Consider the following 17,850-nt stretch of genomic DNA (forward strand, 5'->3'; position numbering starts at 1 on the left):
GATCAGGGATTCTGCGGAGCCCGGCGGGCACCTCGGCCGCTGCCCGGCCGCCCGCTCAGGGGGGCTTGGGATTGCCTTATGCTGGTTTGAACACCTGCCAGCCGTTGTTTACAGGAGGCAAGACGCGACATGAGCGAAGCCAAGCGTTGGGAGTTCTGGATCGACCGCGGGGGCACCTTCACCGACGTCGTGGCGCGCCGCCCCGACGGCAGCCTCGCCACCGCCAAGCTGTTGTCCGAGCATCCCGAGCAGTACCGTGACGCCGCGGTGGAGGGCATCCGCCGCCTGCTGGGCCTGCCCCCCGGCGCGCTCATCCCGGCGCAGCAGGTCGCCTGCGTGAAGATGGGCACCACGGTGGCCACCAACGCGCTGCTGGAGCGCAAGGGCGAGCGCACGCTGCTCGTGACCACGCGCGGCTTCCGCGACGCGCTGCGCATCGCCTACCAGAACCGGCCGCGCCTGTTCGAGCGCCGCATCGTGCTGCCCGAGCTGCTGTACGAGCGCGTGGTCGAGGCCGAGGAGCGGCTGGACGCGCAGGGCGACGTCGTCCAGGCGCTGGACGTGGAGAGCCTGCGCCCGGCGCTGCAGGACGCGTTCGACGCCGGCATCCGCGCCTGCGCCGTCGTCTTCATGCACGCGTGGCGCCATCCGGCGCATGAGCAGGCGGCGGCCGACCTGGCGCGCGCGGTCGGCTTCACGCAGGTCTCGGCCTCGCACGCGGCGAGCCCGCTCATGAAGTTCGTCTCGCGCGGCGACACCACGGTGGTCGATGCCTATCTTTCGCCGATCCTGCGCCGCTACGTCGAGCAGGTGGCGAGCGAGATGCCCGGCGTGCCGCTGTACTTCATGCAGTCCTCGGGCGGACTCACGCGCGCGGAGCGCTTCAACGGCAAGGACGCGATCCTCTCCGGCCCGGCCGGCGGCATCGTGGGCATGGCGCGCACGGCACTGGCGGGCGGGCAGCACAAGGTCATCGGCTTCGACATGGGCGGCACCAGCACCGACGTGTCGCACTTCGCCGGCGAGTTCGAGCGCGCCTTCGAGACGCAGGTGGCCGGCGTGCGCATGCGCGCGCCGATGATGAGCATCCACACCGTGGCGGCCGGCGGCGGCTCCATCCTGCACTTCGACGGCGCGCGGCTGCGCGTGGGCCCGGACTCCGCCGGCGCCAACCCCGGCCCGGCCTGCTACCGCCGCGGCGGGCCGCTGGCCACGACCGACGCCAACGTCATGCTCGGCCGGCTCCAGCCCGACTGGTTTCCCAAGGTGTTCGGGCCGAGGGGCGACGAGGCGCTGGACCGCGCCGTGGTGCAGCGCCGCTTCGCGCAGATGGCGGTGGAGGTGGCGCGCGCGGGCGGGCGCGCCGTCACGCCGGAATCGCTGGCCGAGGGCTTCCTGCAGATCGCCGTCGCCAACATGGCCAACGCGGTCAAGAAGATCTCCGTGGCGCGCGGCTACGACGTCACGCAGTACACGCTGCAGTGCTTCGGCGGCGCGGGCGGGCAGCATGCCTGCGCCGTGGCCGACGCGCTGGGCATGACACGCGTGTTCGTGCACCCGCTCGCCGGCGTGCTCTCGGCCTACGGCATGGGCCTGGCCGACCAGCTGGCGCTGCGCGAGGCGACCCTGGAATGCACGCTCGACGCCGCCGGGCTGGCGCAGGCGGAAGGCCTGCTGCAGCGCCTGGGCGCCGAGGCCGCGGCGGAGATCGAGTCCCAGGGTTTCAATCGCAACGACATCCGCGTGCTGCGGCGGCTGCGCGTGCGCTACCAGGGCACCGACACGGCGTTGGAAGTGCCGGCCGGCAACGAGGAGGAAGTGCGCGCCGCCTTCGAGGCCGCGTACCGGCTGCGCTTCGCCTTCCTGATGCCCGGGCGCGCGCTGGTCATCGAGAGCGCCGTGGTGGAGGCCGTGGGCCCGGGCGCGCAGCCGGGCCAGGCCGAGCGCGAGGCGCACGAGCACCGCGCGCCCTCGCTGGCGCGGGTGCGCATGCATTCCGAAGGGCAGTGGTGCGACGCCAAGCTCTACCTGCGCGAGCAGCTTCTGCCGGGCGCGCTCATCGACGGCCCGGCCATCATTGCCGAGGCCAACGCCACCACCGTGGTCGAGCCCGGCTGGCAGGCGCGGCTGACCGGGCTGGAGCACCTGCTGCTGCAGCGCGTGCAGCCGCGCGCCGCGCGCCGCGCCGTGGGCACCGAGGTCGATCCGGTGATGCTGGAGGTGTTCAACAACCTGTTCATGAACATCGCCGAGCAGATGGGACTGCGGCTGCAGAACACGGCGCACTCGGTGAACATCAAGGAGCGGCTGGACTTCTCCTGCGCGCTCTTCGACGGCGAGGGCAACCTCATCGCCAACGCGCCGCACATGCCGGTGCACCTGGGCTCGATGAGCGAGTCGATCAAGACCGTGATCGCGCGCAATCCCGGCATGCGCCCGGGCGACGTGTTCGTGCTCAACGACCCGTACCACGGCGGCACGCACCTGCCCGACGTGACGGTAGTCACGCCGGTGTGGACCGGCGACGGCTCCGCGGTGCTGTTCTACGTGGCCTCGCGCGGGCACCACGCCGACATCGGCGGCATCACGCCGGGCTCGATGCCGCCGTTCTCGCGCCGCATCGAGGAGGAGGGCGTGCTCATCGACAACGTGCTGCTGGTCGAGGGCGGCCGCTTGCGCGAGGCGCAGATGCTGGCGCTGCTTGAAGGCGGCCCGTATCCCGCGCGCAATGCGCAGCAGAACCTGGCGGACCTGCGCGCGCAGATCGCCGCCAACGAGAAGGGCGTGCAGGAGCTGCACGCGATGGTGGCGCAGTTCGGGCTGGACACCGTGCGCGCCTACATGGGCCACGTGCAGGACAACGCCGAGGAAAGCGTGCGCATGGCCATCGCGCGTCTCGACCCGGCGCTCACGCGCGACGGCCGTTTCACCCTGCCATTGGACAACGGCGCGAAGATCGAAGTTGCGCTGCGCATCGACCGGGACAAGCGCTCCGCGGTGGTCGATTTCACCGGCACGTCCGCGCAGCGCGAGGACAACTTCAATGCCCCGAAGGCCGTCTCGATGGCCGCGGTGCTGTACGTGTTCCGCACGCTGGTGGACGACGAGATCCCGCTCAATGCCGGCTGCCTGAAGCCGATCGAGGTGATCGTTCCCGAAGGTTCCATGCTCAACCCGGCGCCGCCGGCGGCGGTGGTGGCCGGCAACGTGGAGGTGTCCACCTGCGTCACCAACGCGCTCTACGGCGCGCTGGGCGTGCTGGCGGGGGCCCAGCCCACCATGAACAATTTCACCTTCGGCAACGACAAGTACCAGTACTACGAGACGGTGTCGGGCGGCTCCGGCGCGGGCGTCGCCCTGGGCGACAACGAAGAGGGCTTCGACGGCACCTCGGTCGTGCAGACGCACATGACCAACTCGCGGCTGACCGACCCGGAGGTGCTGGAGCACCGCTTCCCGGTGCGGCTGGAGAGCTACGCGATCCGGCCCGGATCGGGCGGTGCCGGGCGCTGGAAGGGCGGGGACGGCGGCACGCGCGTGCTGCGCTTCCTGGAGCCGATGACGGCGTCGATCCTCTCCAACGGGCGCGTGCATCCGGCCTTCGGGCTGGCCGGCGGCGCGGCCGGCGCGCCGGGGCGCAACGCGGTGCTGCGTGCGGACGGCCGCGTGGAGGAACTGGGCCACATCGGCTCGGTGCAGATGGCCGCGGGCGACTGCTTCGTGATCGAGACGCCGGGCGGCGGGGGCTACGGCGCGGCGGGCTGAGCGGGCGCGGAATCTGCCCCGCCTGGAGCCAGCATTGCGCGCCCCCGTGGCGCGCTTTCCTTCCAGCAGCAGCGAGCAGGAGACAACCCGCATGGACACCCCCAGCGCCGGCGCCGCGCCGCAGCCCCCGCAGCCCGACTACGACACGGCCCGGATCATGGGCGGCCTCTATGGCGACGGCATCATCGCGCTGCGCGGCGCCTTCGAGCCGGCCTGGGCCGACCGGCTGCGCGAGGACATCGAGCAGCTCTTCGAGGAGGCGCGCCAGCGCCCGCGCGGCGCGCTGCCGCGCGGGCCGCAGCGCTGGTATGTCGAGGTGCACCCGGAGCGGCTGCGCGGCTTCGTGGACATCGTCACGCACCCGTGGTTCAAGGCCGTGTGCCGCGCGGTGCTGGGCCCGGACTACCGCATCGTCGAGGTCGGCTTCGACGTGCCGCTGCCCGGCGCGCAGGACCAGCCCTGGCACCGCGACTTCCCCATGCCGCCGGAAACCAGCCTGGGCCGGCGCCTGAACTCGCTGGCCTTCAACCTCACCGCCGTGGACACCACGCCGGAGATGGGCCCCTTCGAGGTCGCGCCGGGCACGCAGTGGGACGAGTTCGGGCTCGATGCCGAAGACAGCGGGCGGCGCGAGGCCGGCATGTTCCCGCCGCGCGAGTGGTTCCCGCGCTACGAGGCGCGGCGCCAGGTGCGCATGGCGCAGCGCGGCGACATCTCCGCGCGCTCGGCGCTGACCATCCACCGCGGCACCGCGCACCGCGGCGACCGCGCCCGCCCGGTGCTGGTGGTGGGCGTGGACGCGCCCGACGCGCGCAACGGCGAGCGCCACGACATCCAGGTCACGCCCGGCTACCTCGCCACGCTGCCGGCCGAGGTGCGCACCCACCTGGCCGGGCGCGTGGTCGAGAAGCTCGAATACATCGAGCAGTCGCATGGGATCGAGGGGCTGCTGGCGCCTGGCAGCGGCAGCGGCTACTGAGGCACCGGCGCCGCATGGCACAACCCTTGCGCTCCAGCCCCCGCGCCGCCGCCCGCAGCGGGCCGGCGCACCCGTCTGGACCGCCGCGCGGGGCATTCGCTGCCTGACTTCCCTCAAGTGGTGCGTGCCCCGCGCGCGCGGTCGAATCCCGAACCGCGCAAGGAGACACGGCATGAGCCGTCTGGAAGTCACTGAAAAGATCATCGCCACCAAGGTGTCCAAGGGCCTGAAATGGGCCGACGTGGCCGAGAAGGTGGGCCTGAGCAAGGAATGGGTCACGGCCGCCTGCCTGGGGCAGATGACGCTCACCGCCGAGCAGGCCGGCGTGGTCGCCGAGATCTTCGGCCTGTGCGAGGAGGAAAAGAAGTGGCTGATGGTGGTGCCCTACAAGGGCTCGCTGCCCACCAGCGTGCCCACCGACCCGCTGATCTACCGCTTCTACGAGCTCGTCAGCGTGTACGGCACCACCTTCAAGGAACTGATCCACGAGGAATTCGGCGACGGGATCATGAGCGCCATCGACTTCAAGATGGACCTGCAGCGCGAGCCCAACCCGGCCGGCGACCGCGTCAGCATCACGATGTCGGGCAAGTTCCTGCCGTACAAGACGTATTGAAGAGCCGGCGCCAGGTCGGCGCACGGGCGCTGCTGCCTGGCTAGCCGCGGCTGCGGCATCCCGTCAGCCGCGATGCCTCGCACCCCGGTTCGTCATTCCGGCGAAAGCCGGAATCCACGAACGCCGCGATGCCCCGCTGGCCAGCCATGGCACGTGCCGGCGCTGCCATTCCACCGCAACGGTGCGCGTGGATTCCGGCTTTCGCCGGAATGACGGCGGGTTGGCTTGCGGCTCGTGGCACTTCATGCCTACGTGTTCGGGCCATCAACGCGTGCAGGCCGCAACTCCACCTCCCGCCGCAGCCGCGCCACGTCCGCCTGCGGATACAGCCACGCCAGCAGATCCAGCGCCAGCCGCGCCGCGATCGACTCCAGCTGCGAGCGCGCCGCCTCCGTCTCCAGGTCGCCGATGCGCAGCGCGCCGAACACGGCGTCGAGCTGCGCGGCCTGGCCTTCCACCCGCACGCGTGCCTCGTCCACCCAAGCCTGCGGCAGCGCCTCGTGCTCGTAATCGCCGCGGCCGCGGCCGAAGTGCGCCACGGCCAGGTATTTCAGCAGCGCGTCCTGCAGCAGCGCGCGCAGCGCCGCGTCGCCCAGGCGCAGCGTTTCACTTGCCACGCCGCGCGCCTGGTTGTAGCCGCGCGCACCGGCCACGAAGGCCACCGCCCCGGCCAGCGCGCCCAGCAGCGCGCCGGTGCCCAGCGTCAGCCCGCCGGCCGCCGCGTCGGCCACGAGGCCGGTGGCGGCGCCGGAGGCGATGGCGCCGCCCAGGCCGGCCTGCACCGGGTCCAGCGGCGCGCGCGACACCAGGTCGGCCCGGTCCAGCCGCTTCAGGAACGGGTGCTCGGCGCGGCCCAGCAGCCCGTGCAGGCGCAGCAGCTCGCGCGTGGTTTCGGCGCGGCCCGCCTCCAGCTGGCGCTGCAGGGCCAGTTGCCCGCGCTCGCGCCGCGCGTCGCCGCCGCCCGCTCCCGCCAGCCGCGACAGCAGCCCGGCCTTGCCCTCGGCGGCGGGCTCGACCGCCTGCTCGATTTGCGCCGCCGCCACCAGCTGCGCCGCGATGGCGCGCATCGAGTCGCTGAAGCGCGCCACGTTGCGCCGCTGCCAGGCCGCCTGCAGCCGCTGCCAGCCGGGCTGCTTGTCCTCGGCCACGTGCGCGCCCAGCGCGTCGAACAGGGCCTGCTCCTGCACCCAGCTGCGCGTGAAGGCGTCCAGCGCCAGCACGCCCTGCACGCCGGGGCGGTCGCGCAGGTGCTCGCGCCAGCGCCGCAGCTCGGCCGCGCCGGCGCCGCGCTCGGCGGCCAGGCCGGTCTGGTTGAGCAGCACCAGCACCGGCCGGTCGAACCAGGCCAGCAACTGCAGCTCGGCCTCCAGGTAGCCCGCGCCGTCGGGCGCCTCGGTGGCGTTGACGGGGTAGAGCACCACGTCGGCATGCTCGCGCGCGGCGCGCATGGCCTGCTGGCTCAGGTAGAAGGGCCGATCCGTCCAGCGGTCCCAGACCTGCGACAGGAACCAGCCGATCGGGTTCGACGCCCCGGCCAGGCGCCGCACCAGCCGCGCCGAGTCGCCCAGGCCCGGCGTGTCCCACAGGATCAGCGCGTCGCCCTCGGCGGTTTCCAGCAGCCGGTGCGACTCGGCCGTCACCGTCACGTGCGCCGCGTCGCGCACCTCGCCCACGTCCTGGCCCAGCAGCGTGCGCGCCAGCGTGGTCTTGCCCACGTTGGTGTGGGAGACCAGGACCAGCTCGATGCGGGCGGCGGCATCGAAGGAGGACAGTGGTTCTGGCATGTCAATCAAGTCTTTTTTGTCCATGAAGATCCCGTGCGTCCCGAGGTTTCGAAGGACGAATCCGTGAAGCTTTTTCGGCCCGCTGCCCGGCTTGGGCCGTTCATCCTTCGATACCTCAGGACGAACGGAAAGCCGGTTCAGCCCCCCAGCTCCACCACGTGGATGCGCGTGAAACCATGCTGCCGCGCGAACTCGCGCCACAGGCTCTCGCGCTCCTTGAGCCGCTCGCCGCGGCCCAGCCGCGCGGTGAAGGCGCCGGCGTCGAGCAGCAGCAGCGCCTCCGAGCCGGCCACCTGCGCCAGCCGGCGCAGGAAGGCGCCGTGGGTCTCGGCCTCCGGCGTGGCGGAGAGCGACAGCAGCCCGGCCGTCTCCAGCAGCTCGCCCTCGGCGGGAGCAGGGCGCTTCGCCAGCGACTCCGGCGCCGCGCCGTAGTCCAGGGCCGGCTGCAGCGTCAGCTCGGCCGCGCCGCCCAGCAGCTCCGCGGCCTGGCGCTGCAGCGCCGCGGCCTGTGCCGCGTCGGGTGCCACCGCGTACGGCCACACCACCAGGCGCCAGCGCTGGCCGCTGCCGTCGGCGATCAGCCGCGCGAAGTAGGGCTCGGCCAGGTCCAGCGGGAAGCGCCGGGCCAGCCGCCGCGCCCGGCGCCAGGCCAGCAGCGCCAGCAGCACGCGCGGCAGCGCCACGCCCAGCAGCAGCAGCGCCGTGACCTGCGCCAGCCAGCGGTCGGCCAGCGCCGGGTCGGGGTCGGCCCAGTGGTGCATGCGCATGACCTCGCCCAGGTTGAAGGGCGCAAGCTGCGGCCAGCGCAGCGCCTCGCCCAGCAACGTCACCGGCGCGAAGACCACCTGCAGCAACGTCAGCACGCCTTCGGGCGTCTTGATGAGCTGGCTTTCCCAGCCGACGTGGAACTCGTGCGGCAGCGCCCGCGCGCCGACGTAGGCCAGCAGTCCCAGCGCCACCATGGCCGCGCCCAGGTGCAGAGCGCCGCGCACGCGCGCCTGCCACAGCGGCGCGGCCGCGCGTGCCCAGGCGCCGCCGAAGCGCCGCGCCACGTCGAAGCCGCCGCGCCGCCAGCGCCCGGGCCCCGCCGCCAGCCCGGCCAGCAGCGCCGGCAGGGCGCGTGGCGGCCGCTGCCGCTGCCGCCACGCGAAGGGCCGCGACACCAGCCAGGCCAGCGCCAGCAGCGCGTTCCAGGCCAGCACGCCCAGCAGCGGCGCGGACAGCAGGTTGATGCGGTCCGGGTTGGCCAGCGCGTCCGAGCCGAAGCCGGCCGCGAAGGCCACGGCGGCGATCAGCAGCACGACGAGGCGCCAGGCCGAGGGCGCCTCGACGATGCCGCGCAGCGCCGGCCGCCGCGCCGCCGCCTCCTGGAACAGCCGTTGCGCGCGCAGCAGCACGAAACGCTCGGACCACTCCTGGTGCCGCAGCGTGCGCCCGGGCTTGGGCAGCCCCGCGCGCACCAGGTCCGACGCGTCGCGCCCCTGCGCCGGCGTGATCAGCCGCGACTCGCCGTCGGCGGTTTCCAGGGCCTGGATCAGCAGCACGGTGCGGGCGTCGGCTTCGTTCAAGGCGGTGTCTCCGGGCGTGGTGGTTCCCGGGTGCAGCGTAGCGCGTGCCCGTGCCGGCCGACGCCTGCCTGGCCGGCCCGTGTCGCAGCCCGGCGAGCCCGGCGGTGCCGAGGCCCACCCCGGCGTTCTCCCGGGCCTACCGGTTGCCATGCCGCCCCGGGATATGGCCGCCCTGCCCGCGCCGCCGCCGGCGCCTGCCTCCGTCCCGATGCCCTCCGCTGCCTCCCAACGCCAGTGGGAGATCGACGCGCTGCGCGGCCTGATGCTGGTGCTGATGACGCTGACGCACCTGCCCACGCGCTTCGCGACGCCGCTGAGCCAGCCCTTCGGCTTCGTCTCGGCGGCGGAGGGCTTCGTCTTCCTCTCCGCCCTCGTCGCGGCCAAGGTCTACACGCTCAAGCAGCAGCGCGAGGGCGACGCGGCGCTGACGCGCGGCTTCCACGGCCGGGCGCTGAAGATCTGGGCGGTGCAGGCCGCGCTGCTGTGCTGCCTGTTCACGCTGATCGCGCTGCTGGGCCTGCTGATGGACCAGCCGGCGGTGACGGACCTGCTGTCCTTCTACCTGGAGCGGCCGCTGGTGGCCTTCGTGGCCGGGCTGATGCTGATCTACAACCCGCCGCTGCTCGACATCCTGCCGATGTACGTGCTGTTCATGCTGGCCAGCCCGCTGCTGCTGCTGGCGGGCGGGCGGCGCGGCTGGGCCGTGATCCTGGCCGCCAGCGCCGGGCTGTGGGTTGCCGCGCAATTGGACGTGGGCACGCACCTGTACGAGGCCGCGGCGCGCTGGGCGCGCATTCCCGTGCCGGTGCGCGAAACCGGCGCCTTCGAGCTGCTGGGCTGGCAGTTCCTGTGGGTGCTCGGCCTGTGGATGGGGGCGCGCGCCGGGCGCGGCGAAGCCGTGCTGCCACCGCCCGGCCCGGGCCTGGTGCGCGCCGCCTGGGCGGTGGCGCTCGTCGGCCTGGCGTGGCGGCACGCCGCCGGCCAGGTGCCCTTCCCGGACACCAGCGTCCACGCCTGGGCCCCTGCCGTGAACGCCGCCTTCGACAAGTGGCACCTGGGTCCGCTGCGCCTGCTCAACCTCGCGGCCCTGGTGCTGCTGGCGCTGCACCACGGGCCCGCGCTGGCGGCGCGGCTGCGGCGGCCGCGCGCGCTGGAGCTGCTGGGCCGGGCCTCGCTGCCGGTGTTCGGCGCGCACCTGCTGCTGGTGCTGCTGGCGCTGGCCTTCTTCGGCGCGGCGCACGGAGGGCGCTCGTGGTGGGTGGACACGGGCATCCTGGCCGTGTCCTTCGCCGTGCTCTGGGCGGTGGCGCTCGGCAGCGACGCCATCGACCGGCATGCGGCCGGCGTCAAGGCGCGATGGAAAGCCCGGCGCGAGCGGCGCCGGCAGCGGCGCGTCAGCGCAGGTGGCGGGCGATGACCTGGTGCCAGAGCGCGTAGCCCTGGGCGTTGAGGTGCAGCCGGTCCTCGCGGAACAGCTCCGCGCGCGGCTGGCCGTCGGCGCCGAGCATGGGCTGGTAGATGTCGATGTAGTCCAGGCGCGGGTCGGCGGCGGCGCGCTGGCGGATCAGCGCATTGGCTTCCCGGACCTGCGGCAGCAGCTTCGCGCGCGACGGGCTGGGCTTGATCGAGACGTAGGCGATGCGCGTGTCGGGCAGCGCGCGGTGCACGCCGTCCACGAACTGCTGGTAGCTGTCGAACACCTGCTGCGGCGTGCGGCCGGCGTTGAGGTCGTTGTCGCCGGCGTAGAGCACCACCAGGCGCGGCTGGTAGGCAACGACGAGGCGGTCGAGATGCGCGGCGCAGTCGGAGAGCTGCGAACCGCCGAAGCCGCGCTTCACGAGCACGGGCAGCTCCTGGAACTGCTGCTCCAGGTCGTCCCAGAGCCGGATGGAGGAGCTGCCCACGAACAGCACGCCGCCGGGCTGCACCGGCCTCGCCTTGTCCGCCGCGTCGAAGGCCTCGAAGTCGGCGCGCCACTTCGCGTCCACCACGCGGGCCTGCGGCGCGGCCGGGGCCGCGTCGGACGGGGCCGGCACCGCGGCGGCAGCCACGAGGGTCGCGCCCAGCAGGGCGGACGCGGCCATGAGACGCTTGAACAGGGGCTTGCGGAGGGCGGTGCGGGTGTTCATCGGGGCGCGATTGTGGGCAAGGACACCCACCGCTCCAAGCGCGCCGCCCGGCGGCCTTCGGAAATTTAGGAAATCGCGGCAATAGCTTGCGCCGCGGCCGGCGCGCGGTGTTGGGCGGTGCTTCAGGGCGCGGCCATGCCGGGCGTGCACTCGCCCAGGCGCGTCATGCGGGTCTGGAAGCGGACGTGGACGGTGCGGGCCGGGTCGCCGGCCGGCAGCTCGGTGGAGTGCAGCACGGATTCGAAGCGGGTGGCGGAAGCCGTGGCCTCGAAGCGCAAATCGCGGCGCGTGCCGTCGGCCGCGGTGCAGGCCATGCGCCAGGAGGCGGCCTCGGCGCTGCGCTGCTCGTCGGCGACGCGGCAGTCGCCCGACCCGCCCTTCACGCGCTGCTGGATGGCCGGGTCCAGGTAGGGCACGGTCTTCAGGGAGGCCTCGGTCAGGCATTCCCGGCGCTGCTCGGACTGCATGGTGCGGTACTGGCCGGTTTGCGGGTCCTGCACGGCGCCTTCGAGGTTTCTTTCCCAGGCGCCGGGCTGGAGGACGGATTGGGACAGGGCCGGCAGGGACAGGGCGGCCAGGAGGAGCGGAGCCAGGAGCGGGCGGGCAGGAAGCATGGACGTTTTCATCAGCGCGCGGCGTTGAGCAGGCCGGACAATTCCTCGGCGAGCGACTTGGACGTGAACAGCGCCACCTGCCGCACCGCGCCCTTGAATTCCCGCTCCAGCTCGCGTTGCCGCACCGGATGGTTGCCGTTGCGAAAGCGCCGGGTGGCGGAAGGGGAGGCGGGAGAAACCTCGTACACGCCCCAGCTGCGCGGCGAGGTGAGCGGTCCGATGACGTTCAGGGCGGATGGATTCACAGCCCGGGACAGCAGGGCTGAAACGCGTTGTTCACTCACCTTCGTTTCCTCCTTCGATGGGCCTCATTCGACAGCAGGCATGGCCGGACCATGGTGCCGGGCCGTTTGCCGTGGGCAATGGGAGGAATGTCCCTGGAGCATCCTGGGGGGTCGCTGAAATGACCGGATTTCAGCCGCCGTGCCGGCGCTGGCGCAGCGCGCAATCCAGGGCACTGCGGGCCCAGTTGGCCATGGCCTGCGGCTCTTCCAGCGTTTCCGGCGGCGCCTGGAAATAGCGCAGCGACACGGCGCGTCCCTTGGCTTCGTAGGTGAACGGCTTCAATCCCCGGGATTCGAAGCGGCCGAGGTTTTCATCGTCCACCTTGAAATACAGTTCGTCGCGGATCACGACCGCGAACATCAGCCCGCCACTGAAAATCCCCCAGCCGCCGAACATTTTCTTTGCTGATATGCCGCCCAGCGGCGCCATCATTTCCAGGACGAGGCTGACGAAGGGGGTGGGAGCAGGCGGCGGCATGGCGGAAATTTTGCCCAGGAGAGAAGGTATGACGGCTTGGATAGCCCGTTCGATGGGGTTTTGATTTCTGCCTATCTGCACCAAGAGAAAATTGAGGACATCAGGAGCGTTGAAAGGATCTATCCCGTTGAAGCTCCGGGTGGGTGGTGTGGACGGTGATATGCATGAAAATCAGGTTGTTTTCTCGGCCGTCAACGGGAAAGCTGCCGGGTTGCGGATGGACTCCACCGACAAATCCACATCCAGTTGCGGCCAGTAAACGTGATTGGGAGAAGGCCATTCCACGTCGGTCAACTGCTCGACGGTGGCCTTCCTGAACCACGGGAAATGCTCGAAGGGAAGCAGAAATTCCTCATCGCCGAGCAAGGGCCAGAGGCACTGGCTGGATGTGCGCTTGACATTGATCTTTGGTTGCATAGTCCGGCCGAGGTTTCAATTCTCCGGCACATTCCTCTCCAATTCCGCCAGCCAGGCCGCCGCCGACGCATCCGACGGCGCCCGCCAATCCCCCCGCGGCGACAGCGAGCCGCCCGAGCCGACCTTCGGAGAATTCGGCACGCAGGTGCGCTTGAACTGGTTGGCGAAGAATCGGCGCAGGAAAGTGTGCAAATGCTTGCGCACGTCCGCGAGTGAATACTTGGCGTTTTCGCCCGAGCACCAAGCATGGTGCGCGAGGAAAGCGATTTTCGAGGGGTCGTAGCCGTAACGCAGCAGGTGGAACAGGTTGAAATCCTGCAGCTCATAAGGGCCGATGGCGCTTTCCGTCGATTGCGCCGGCTGCTGGCCCTCGCCACCGCCGCCGGGCACCAGCTCCGGGCTGATCTCGGTGCCGAGAATGTCCAGCAAGACCTGGCTGCCGGCTTCGCCCACTTGCCCCGTCTCGGCCACCCAGCGCACCAGGTACTGCATCAGCGTCTTGGGGACGCTGGCGTTCACGCCGTAGTGCGACATGTGGTCGCCCACGCCGTAGGTGCACCAGCCTAAAGCGAGCTCGCTCAGGTCGCCCGTGCCGATGACGATGCCGTTGTGCAGGTTCGCCAGTCGGAACAGGTGGCTGGTGCGCTCGCCGGCCTGCACGTTCTCGAAGGTCACGTCGTACACCGCCTCGCCGTGGCCGGCGGGGTGGCCCAGGTCCTTCAGCATCTGCAGGCAGCTGGGCCGGATGTCGATCTGCTGGGAAGAGCAGCCGATCGCCGCCATCAGCCGCAGCGCCTGGTCCAGCGTGCGGCCGCTGGTGGCGAAGCCCGGCATGGTGTAGCCCAGGATGCTGCTGCGCGGCAGCCCCATCAGGTCCACCGCGCGCGCACACACCAGCAGCGCGTGCGTCGAGTCCAGCCCGCCCGACACGCCGATCACGAGTTTTTCAATGCCCGAGGCCCGCAGCCGCTGCACCAGCGCCTGCACCTGGATGTTGAACACCTCGCGGCAACGCTCGTCGCGCTGCGCCGGGTTGCTCGGCACGTAGGGCATGCGCGGCACGTGGCGCCGCAGCGGCAGCCGCTCCTCCACCGGCAGCTCGGCGCGGTAGCTCACGATGCGCCAGCCATCGAGTGCGTCGCGGTGCCGCCCGACCGTCTGGCCGAAGGTGGTCATGCGCATGCGCTCGTGCTGCAGCCGCTCCAGGTCCAGGTCGGCGCAGATGACCTGGTGGTCCTCGGCGAAGCGCTCGGTCTCGGCCAGCAGCGTGCCGTTCTCGTAGACCAGGCCGTGGCCGTCCCAGGCCATGTCGTTGCTGGATTCGCCCGGGCCCGCGGCGCTGTAGAGGTAGGCCGCCAGGCAGCGCGCCGAGTGCAGGCCGACCAGCTCGTGCCGGTAGCTGGCCTTGCCGATGGTGATGTTGGACGCCGACAGGTTCAGCAGCACCGTGGCGCCGGCCAGCGCGCCGTAGGTCGAGGGCGGGATCGGCACCCAGCCGTCCTCGCAGATCTCGACGTGGATCTTCAGCAGCGGCTGGTCCTCGGCCTGGAACAGCAGCTCCGAGCCGAAGGGCACCGTCTGCCCGGCCAGCGTCACCTCGTCGGAGATGGCGTTGAAGGCGGCGTTGAACTGACGCGCCTCGTAGAACTCGCCGTAGTTGGGCAGGTAGGTCTTGGGCACCACGCCCAGAATCTGGCCACGCTGGAACACCACGGCGCAGTTGAAGAGCCGCTCGTCCACGCGCAGCGGCAGGCCCACCACGCCCAGGATCGGCAGGTCCGCCGAATCGGCCAGCAGCTGCGCCAGCGCCGCCTCGCAGTCGTCGAGCAGCACGCGCTGGTGGAACAGGTCGTCGCAGGTGTAGCCGGTGAAGCCCAGCTCGGTGAACAGCGCCACCGCCGCGCGCCGCTCGTGCGCCTGGCGCAGCAGCGTGAGCGTCTCCTGCGCGTTGTGGCGCGGGTCGGCCAGGCGCAGCTTGGGCACGCACACGGCCACGCGCGCGAAGCCATGGGTGTAGAGGCTGTGGAAGCGGTCCTTGCTCATGAGGGGTCGGTCCTGGTTCGTTCGTCCTGCCGGGTGGATGCGCCCGGCAACCGGTTCATTGTCGTTGCGCCGCGTCGGTGTCAGCCGCGTGCCGGGCAGCGCTGGCACGATGCCCGGCGGCGGCGCCCGGGCAGTTGCGCCGCATCGTGCAGCGAGCGGCATGCCCGTGCGCAGTTCGGCACCCGGCGGCGGCTCCTGCGCCTCGTTCCCAAGCAGGCAGTACGCAAGAGACCTTCGCGGCCTTGAGGGGCCGCCCTACCGGGAGAACACCCATGAACGACAAGAAGCCGAACCCGCTGCCCGCACCCCGGGCCCACGGGCCCCGCGCCTCGCTGGCCCTGCTGGCGCTGGCCGTGCTCGCCGGCTGCGCCACCACGGCGCGCGACCCGCTGGGCCTGCCCGCCTCGCTGCAGGGCCGCGCCGAGGTGCTGCGCCTGGACGACCCTGACCTTGAGCGCGCCATGGCCTTCAACGCGCTGAAGAAGCCCGGCGACGGCGGCGTGCTGGGCGTGGCGGTGGTGCGCATCACGCAGGACGTGCCGGTGTACCGCCTCTGGAACGGTCCCGGCGTCCGGGACGCCAACGGCAACACCAACCGCCTGGGCGGCTGGTGGTCGGCCGACAAGCCCAGCGGCCCGGTGGCGCAGTACCGCACCGACTACGAGGTCTGCAACACCTGGAACCAGCTGACCTGGCTGGCAAGCTGCACGCTGCGCCCGGGCGCGGTGGTGGTGGTGGGGCCGGGCCAGTCGGTGTCGGCCCAGACCTGCGGCGACACCAGCGGCCAGGAGAGCTACCCGGCGAACCGGCGCCTGTGGCAGATCTACGTCGATCAACCCTGGAAGCGCGCCGCCGAGCTGTCGTGCCCGCCGGAGAGCGCGGATGTCGAGGTGGACCCGGCGGACGTGAGCAAGCCCAGGAACCCGGCGGCCATGGCGCGCGCGGTGCAGTAAGCCGCCCGCGCCCCTAACGCGCGCAACTCCGGAACCCCGAAAACACGTCCCGCCGCGACGCCTCGAAGAAGTTGCGGTAGCGCGCATGGTGCAGCCGCCGCTGCGCGCCGAAGGAGCCGCCGCGCAGCACGGCGCGGTGGCCGAACCAGGGTTGTGAATAGTCGCGGTACGGATGCGGCACGAAGCCGGGGTAGGGCAGGAACTCGCTGTCCGTCCACTCCCACACGGCGCCGAAGGCGAAGTCGGCGGGATGCGCCAGCGCCGCCGCCTCCCACTCGGCTTCGCTCGGCAGGCGCCGCCCGGCCCAGGCGCACCAGGCGCGCGCCTCGTGCCGGTTCAAGTGGCAGGCCGCCAGACGCCCGTCCAGCGGCCGCCACGCGTCCCATTGCCGATGCCACCAGCGCCCGGCATCCAGGTGCAGGTGTTGCGGCGCTTCGGGCCGGGCCTGCAGCAGCCAGCGCCGTCCGGCCTCGTCCCACCAGCGCGGCTCGCGGTAGCCGCCCGCTTCCACGAAGGGAATGAACTCGTCCCAGCTCACGGCGCGGCGGTCGATGTCGAAGGTTTCAAGCGCCACGGCGTGCGCCGGCAGCTCGTTGTCGAACGCGAAGCCGTCGCCCGGCGCCATGCCCAGCCGCCACGTGCCGGCCTCGACGCGCAGCGGCGTGCGCGCCCCCGCCAGCGGCGCGGGCTGCCAGCGCGCATCCGCCACGGGCAGGCCCAGCAGCTGTGCCTGCCACAGCGCGGCCTCGTGGTGCATGTCCTCGTGCGCCAGCGCCAAGCGGAAGAAGTACAGGCCGTCGTCGTCCGGCGCCGCCTCGCGCAGCAGCCGCAGGCAGGCCACGAGCTGGTCCGCCAGTTCCGCGCGGGTGGCGGCCGCATCGGGCAGCGGCAGCGCGGCGCGCGCGGCCTGCGGCACGCGGCCGGAGTCGTAGAGCGCGTCGGCCTCGGCGCGCAGCGGGGCGGCGCGCGGGGCTTGCGGGTCGGCCGCCGCGCCGCGACCGCGCCCGGGGTGGCGCGCGATCCAGAACTCCTGGAACCAGCCCACGTGGCCCAGTTCCCACAGCGGCGGGTTCAGGTCCGGGTGGCCCGGCGGCGCGGCGCGCAAGTCCGGCAGCGCCGCCTCGAACACCGCGAAGGTGGCCAGCGTGTCGCGCCGGCTGGCCTGCAGCGCGGCGGCCAGCGCGTCGGGGCCGGCGCGGCGCAGGCATTCACCCGGGTCTGCATCAGGGTCCATCCCGGGATTGTGGAGCGGCGTCGCGCGCCCGCTCACGCCGTCGCGGCTTCGCGTGCCCGGTTGTCGGCCGCCGGCGCGCGCGCATCGTCATCGCCGGCCTTCGGCGCCAGCACCACGCGGTTGCGCCCGGCCTGCTTGGCGGCGTAGAGCGCGCGGTCGGCGCAGCGCAGCAGCGACAGCGCATCGTCCGCATGGCGCGGGAACACCGCCACGCCCAGCGAGGCCGTCACGCTGAAAGCCTTGCCGCCGAAGTGCGTGACCATCGCCTCGATGCTGCAGCGCCAGAACTCGGCGCGCTCGTCCAGCACCGGCTCGTCGAGCCCGGGCAGCACCAGCACGAACTCCTCGCCGCCGCAGCGGCAGGCCGTGTCGCCGCTGCGGCAGGCGGCGCGCAGCAGCCGGCCGAGCTGGCGCAGCAGCGCGTCGCCGCCGGCATGGCCGTAGGTGTCGTTGATGCGCTTGAAATGGTCCAGGTCCAGCATTACCAGCGCCAGCGGATAGCCGCCGCGCCGTGCCCGCGCCAGCTCCTGCTCCAGCGTCCCGTCGAGGTGGCGCCGGTTGAAGAGGCCGGTGAGCGGGTCGCGCAGCGACTCCTCGTGGAAGCGCGACTGCAGCGCCTCCACCTCGCGCAGCCGCGCCTGCAGCGCGTCATTGGCCTCGCGCAGGCGCCGGTTGCAGCGCAGCAGCGCCGCCACAACGGCGCCCAGCGCCCCGACGGTGGCAAGCAGCACCAGGGTCAGCAGCGGCAGGGTGTCCATGTCAGTACGGCAGTGGTGGGTCCGCGCCGCCGGGCGGCGGCCAGGCACGGGAAGGGTGCGCAAGACGGACCATGGCAGCCCCCAGGCTAGGACCGTGGCCGGCATCGATCCTTGATCCCGGGCAACCCGCCGCCCGCGCGCGTCGCCGGCAGCAAAAGATTGGTGCGCCGCAACAAGACGGGAACGGCGGTTGCCCCCGGAGGAGCCACGCAAGCTTTTTTCATTGGG

Annotated in this window: 15 protein-coding genes; 5 read left to right on the top strand and 10 right to left on the bottom strand. The window is 72.2% G+C overall.

Annotation, left to right across the window (positions count from 1 at the left end; genetic code table 11):
- Positions 1 to 129: 129 nt before the first annotated feature.
- The 3 genes from FJ694_RS06145 (at position 130) to cynS (ending at position 5,360) form a co-directional block, all read left to right on the top strand.
- Entirely contained in the window at positions 130 to 3,765 is a 3,636-nt protein-coding gene (locus tag FJ694_RS06145) for a hydantoinase B/oxoprolinase family protein (protein WP_157265235.1), read from the top strand.
- A gap of 91 nt (positions 3,766 to 3,856) precedes the next feature.
- Positions 3,857 to 4,744, top strand: coding sequence for a phytanoyl-CoA dioxygenase family protein (locus FJ694_RS06150; RefSeq protein ID WP_157265236.1), 888 nt, complete (start codon positions 3,857 to 3,859; stop codon positions 4,742 to 4,744).
- A 172-nt stretch (positions 4,745 to 4,916) separates the two neighbouring features.
- Positions 4,917 to 5,360 (top strand): cyanase, encoded by a 444-nt coding sequence (cynS, locus tag FJ694_RS06155; protein WP_157265237.1) that lies wholly within the window; start codon positions 4,917 to 4,919, stop codon positions 5,358 to 5,360.
- A gap of 248 nt (positions 5,361 to 5,608) precedes the next feature.
- On the opposite strand, the gene FJ694_RS06160 is transcribed toward cynS, so the two are convergent.
- The gene (locus FJ694_RS06160; RefSeq protein WP_157265238.1) at positions 5,609 to 7,144 is read right to left on the bottom strand and encodes a GTPase domain-containing protein; all 1,536 of its coding nucleotides are present in this window, start codon (positions 7,142 to 7,144) and stop codon (positions 5,609 to 5,611) included.
- A gap of 137 nt (positions 7,145 to 7,281) precedes the next feature.
- Positions 7,282 to 8,712 carry a DUF2868 domain-containing protein gene (locus FJ694_RS06165; protein WP_157265239.1) on the bottom strand — a complete coding sequence of 477 codons (1,431 nt, stop codon included), beginning with the start codon at positions 8,710 to 8,712 and terminating at the stop codon, positions 7,282 to 7,284.
- 208 nt (positions 8,713 to 8,920) lie between these two features.
- Here FJ694_RS06165 and opgC point away from each other — a divergent pair, with 208 nt between their 5' ends.
- Positions 8,921 to 10,129 carry an OpgC domain-containing protein gene (gene opgC, locus FJ694_RS06170; RefSeq protein WP_157265240.1) on the top strand — a complete coding sequence of 403 codons (1,209 nt, stop codon included), beginning with the start codon at positions 8,921 to 8,923 and terminating at the stop codon, positions 10,127 to 10,129.
- Here the strand turns inward: opgC and FJ694_RS06175 are convergent.
- The 6 genes from FJ694_RS06175 to FJ694_RS06200 form a co-directional block, all read right to left on the bottom strand.
- On the bottom strand, positions 10,107 to 10,796 hold the full coding sequence (locus FJ694_RS06175) for an SGNH/GDSL hydrolase family protein (protein ID WP_232539918.1): 690 nt from the start codon (positions 10,794 to 10,796) through the stop codon (positions 10,107 to 10,109). The two genes, opgC and FJ694_RS06175, sit on opposite strands and share 23 nt — an antisense overlap.
- A 167-nt stretch (positions 10,797 to 10,963) precedes the next feature.
- Entirely contained in the window at positions 10,964 to 11,467 is a 504-nt protein-coding gene (locus FJ694_RS06180) for a DUF3617 domain-containing protein (protein WP_310735033.1), read from the bottom strand.
- Positions 11,467 to 11,739, bottom strand: a complete 273-nt coding sequence (locus FJ694_RS06185) for a hypothetical protein (RefSeq protein WP_157265243.1) — start codon at positions 11,737 to 11,739, stop codon at positions 11,467 to 11,469. Before FJ694_RS06185 ends, FJ694_RS06180 begins: the two co-directional genes overlap by 1 nt.
- 130 nt (positions 11,740 to 11,869) lie before the next feature.
- On the bottom strand, positions 11,870 to 12,217 hold the full coding sequence (locus FJ694_RS06190; protein WP_157265244.1) for a TfoX/Sxy family protein: 348 nt from the start codon (positions 12,215 to 12,217) through the stop codon (positions 11,870 to 11,872).
- Positions 12,218 to 12,388: 171 nt separating this feature from the next.
- Complete coding sequence (locus FJ694_RS06195; protein ID WP_157265245.1) at positions 12,389 to 12,634, bottom strand: DUF2442 domain-containing protein; 246 nt, start codon at positions 12,632 to 12,634, stop codon at positions 12,389 to 12,391.
- Positions 12,635 to 12,649: 15 nt separating this feature from the next.
- The gene (locus tag FJ694_RS06200) at positions 12,650 to 14,677 is read right to left on the bottom strand and encodes an NAD(+) synthase (RefSeq protein ID WP_157265246.1); all 2,028 of its coding nucleotides are present in this window, start codon (positions 14,675 to 14,677) and stop codon (positions 12,650 to 12,652) included.
- Between the two features lie 272 nt (positions 14,678 to 14,949).
- Between FJ694_RS06200 and FJ694_RS06205 the strand changes: the two genes are divergently transcribed.
- A complete protein-coding gene (locus tag FJ694_RS06205; RefSeq protein ID WP_157265247.1) occupies positions 14,950 to 15,630 on the top strand; it encodes a hypothetical protein in 681 nt (226 codons plus the stop codon).
- A 13-nt stretch (positions 15,631 to 15,643) separates the two neighbouring features.
- On the opposite strand, the gene senA is transcribed toward FJ694_RS06205, so the two are convergent.
- Both senA and FJ694_RS06215 read right to left on the bottom strand, forming a co-directional pair.
- Positions 15,644 to 16,864: a selenoneine synthase SenA gene (gene senA / locus FJ694_RS06210; protein ID WP_157265248.1), complete on the bottom strand. Its 1,221-nt coding sequence runs from the start codon at positions 16,862 to 16,864 to the stop codon at positions 15,644 to 15,646.
- 32 nt (positions 16,865 to 16,896) lie between these two features.
- Positions 16,897 to 17,622: a GGDEF domain-containing protein gene (locus FJ694_RS06215; RefSeq protein ID WP_157265249.1), complete on the bottom strand. Its 726-nt coding sequence runs from the start codon at positions 17,620 to 17,622 to the stop codon at positions 16,897 to 16,899.
- Between the last annotated feature and the right edge of the window lie 228 nt (positions 17,623 to 17,850).

Origin of the sequence: Azohydromonas aeria, from assembly GCF_009760915.1 — a bacterium.
GTDB lineage: Bacteria > Pseudomonadota > Gammaproteobacteria > Burkholderiales > Burkholderiaceae_C > Azohydromonas > Azohydromonas aeria.